At 68.6% G+C, this 3,203-nt stretch carries 3 protein-coding genes; 2 read left to right on the plus strand and 1 reads right to left on the minus strand.

Annotated elements, in window-relative coordinates; all coding sequences use genetic code 11:
* Positions 1-1,223: ATP-binding cassette domain-containing protein (locus VIR09_RS21440; RefSeq protein ID WP_332014682.1), on the plus strand; the 1,223-nt coding region annotated here is incomplete at its 5' end.
* On the opposite strand, the gene VIR09_RS21445 is transcribed toward VIR09_RS21440, so the two are convergent.
* The gene (locus VIR09_RS21445) at positions 1,216-1,671 is read right to left on the minus strand and encodes a GNAT family N-acetyltransferase (RefSeq protein WP_332014683.1); all 456 of its coding nucleotides are present in this window, start codon (positions 1,669-1,671) and stop codon (positions 1,216-1,218) included. The two genes, VIR09_RS21440 and VIR09_RS21445, sit on opposite strands and share 8 nt — an antisense overlap.
* Positions 1,672-1,778: 107 nt before the next feature.
* Between VIR09_RS21445 and VIR09_RS21450 the strand changes: the two genes are divergently transcribed.
* Positions 1,779-3,053, plus strand: coding sequence for a hypothetical protein (locus VIR09_RS21450; protein WP_332014684.1), 1,275 nt, complete (start codon positions 1,779-1,781; stop codon positions 3,051-3,053).
* The last annotated feature ends 150 nt before the right edge of the window (positions 3,054-3,203 follow it).

A 3,203-nucleotide genomic window follows, 5' to 3' on the forward strand; every position in this document is an offset into this window, starting at 1 on the left:
TGGGCCGTCTCGACGCCGCGACGCCGGCCGCCACGCTCAGCGGCGGCGAGGCCATGCGCGTCGCGCTGATCGGCGCCTTGCTGTCGGACGCCGATTTCCTGATCCTGGACGAACCCACCAACCATCTGGACAGGCCGAACCGGCTGGCGTTGATCGAACAACTGCAACGCTGGCCGCGCGGCCTGCTGGCGATCAGCCATGACCGGCAACTGCTGGAAGCGATGCAGCGCATCGTGGAATTGTCGACGCTGGGGCTGCGCGGGTATGGAGGCGGCTACCGCTTTTACGCGCAGCGCAAGGAAGAGGAACGGTGCAACGCGCTGTCGCTGCTGGAGCAGCGCAAGCATGAACGCCAGCGCGAAGAGCAGTCCCTGCGCGACCAGCGCGAACGCCAGGAACGCCGTCAGGCGCGTGGCAACCGTCAGGCGCGCGACGCCAATCAGGCCAAGATCCTGCTGGGCCGGCAGAAGGCGCGCAGCGAAACGTCCGCGGGCAAGCTGCGCCGCCAGCACGCGGCGGCAAGCGAGCAGCTTGCCTTGCGCGTGCGCGAGGCGGCCGGGCAGGTCGACGAGCAGGACGCCATCGTGCTGCATGCGCCGTCCGCCGCGATGCCGGCGCAGCGGCGGATCGCGGAGCTGGACGCGGTGGAGCTGCCCTTTGTCCCGGCCGCCACGCGCCGCATCGACCTGATGCTGGGCGGACAGCAGCGGGTCGGCGTGGTGGGCCCGAACGGTTGCGGCAAGTCGACCTTGCTCAAGGTGCTGGCTGGGCAGCTTCAGGCAGCGGGCGGGACATGCCGGGTCGCGGTAGAGGCCGTGTATCTGGACCAGGGGCTGGCCACACTGGCGCCGCAGCGCCCGGTGTTGGAGCAGTTGCAGGCGGCCAATCGCGGCGCGTCGGAAGCTGACTTGCGCACGCGCCTTGCCCAGCTTGGCCTGGACGCGCGCAAGATTGCAGTACCCAGCGCCGCGCTCAGCGGAGGAGAACGGCTGAAGGCCGCGCTGGCTTGCGCGCTGTATGCGGACCCGCCCGCGCAATTGCTGTTGCTGGACGAGCCCAGCAATCACCTGGATCTGCCGTCGACGCAGGCATTGGAGACGATGTTGCGCGCCTACCGGGGCGCCTTGGTGGTGGTGTCTCATGACGATGCGTTCATGGACAGCCTGGGCCTGACGCATCGCCTGCTTGCGGGCAGCGACGGATGGCACCTGGAGATTATCTGATCGACAGTTCCAGTATGTCGTCGCCGGCGTCGTCGCGCTCCCCCGTGGGGGTCCAGCCCAGGTGGCGGTAGAAGCCGTGGGAACGCACGGCGGGGTCGCTCGCGCATGCCAGGAACAGGCGTTGATGCCCCAGGCTGGCCAGATGCTGGATCGTCAGTTGCAGCAGCGTCTTGCCCGCGCCCTGATTTTCGCTTTCGGGCAGCAGGGCCAGGACCACGACTTCGCCGGTATCGCGGTCGCCGTAGCAGTAGCCTGTCACCTGGCCGTCCGCGCAGGCGACGAAGCCGGGAAGGTCGCCCGCGCGGACGCCGGCGGCCCAGCTATCGACGGTGATGCCCAAGGCGCGCAGCTCCTCGACGGAAAACGCGTTCTCTCTGGTCTGGCCTCGGATCGTCACGCAGGCAGGGACGTCGTCGGCGGTGGCGGGGCGGAATGTCAGTGTGCTCATGCCCGTATATTGACACCCTGTGCGCAATCGTGGCGAGCAGTAACATTCCTCGCGCCGGCGCAGCATTAACATCGACCGCTTCAATCCGCGTACTGCGGGGTGTAGGCATGCTCGAGTCCGTACTCGCGCCGTGGGCGCTCACCGGCCGGCTGTGGCTGCGGTTTTGGCCGCAGTTGATGGCGCTGGTGCTCGCAGGCACGCTGGCCCGCGATGTGCTGCTGTGGGTGGCGGCGCAGACCGGCTTCGCCAACCACCTGGCCGGACTGGCCGTGCTCACGCTGGTTGCCTTGGCGCAACTGGTCACCACGGTGGCGATGTTCCTGGTACTGCTGCCCGGCCTGCCGGCCTTGCGCGACGCTCACGTGGCGGTGCGCGCTGGAGACGCGGCGTCCGGCAACACGGAGGGACGGCTGGGGCGGGCGTTGACCGTGGCCTTGCTGCCGTTCTTCGCCTATTACGCCGCCTGGGGCTTTCTGGGCGACATCGTGCGGCAGTACTCGCGCCTGGCCTATGGACTGGATCCGCTGGGCGAGCATGGCAATGTGCTGGATGCCCTGGACTCGCGCTGGCTGCTGGTCTCGGTGGCGATCTCCTGGCTGGTGCGCAAGGCGGCGGTGAGGGCGCGCGACCGCACGGGCAAGGGCCGCTGGCAATGGCTGGTGGTGCTGTGCGAGACCAACTGGGTGCTGATCGGCCTGTACGTCATCAGCCGCTGGAAGGACCAGGCCTGGCAATGGCTGGCCGACCGGCGCGGGCTGGAGGCGCTGCTGCAGTCCCTGATGAACATGCTGACGCCCGTTACCAACGCGTGGGCCGCGGGCATGACGCCTGTCGAGGCGCAAGGACGCGGCTTGGGCGCGACGCTGGTCAGTCTGTTCTTCTATGCCTTGCTGCCGGTGATATGGCTGGTTATGGCCGCACTGGTCTACGGCTACGACGTGCGCGACGACGCCGATCTCAGACGCTATGAACGGCTGGAGCGGCTGGGCGACCGCTATCGCGCCGTACCGCGCTTCTTGCGCGACTTCGTCGAGCATTTCGTGGCCGGCTACCGCAAGCGCTATCTGCCCTTGGCCAGCGGCGTGCGCCTGGCCTTTCATAGCAGCGCACTGCTGCTGGTGACGCTCATCGTGGGCTATCGCCTGATCGACTGGGGCGCGGCGTGGCTGTGGTACGGCGCGGCGCGGCTGATCGGTCCGCATGACCTGGATACCTGGCAGGTGCTGGCGCACGGCGTTTCGTTGCTGTTCGGCAGCCCGTTCCGCGATTCGTCCACCGGTCTGCTGATCGAGCCCTTGCGCATCTGCTTTCTGGCCGCCGTGCTGGAATGCGCTTACGCGCCCTGGAAGATGCGCAGCCCGGCGCCTGCGCCCGCAGCCTGATTCAGCCTGGCGGGTCCGGCGGCGCGAAGCGCAGGTAGGCGGGCCGTTCGGCATCGATGGACACGGTGATCGACCAGGGCGCGGCCGCGTCGGCGGGCACCATGAAGGCTTCCATGATCTCCACGCTGGCGCCGGGCGCGGCGCCGCTGT

The organism is Achromobacter sp. (assembly GCF_036567245.1).
In the GTDB taxonomy this organism is placed as follows: domain Bacteria; phylum Pseudomonadota; class Gammaproteobacteria; order Burkholderiales; family Burkholderiaceae_B; genus Achromobacter.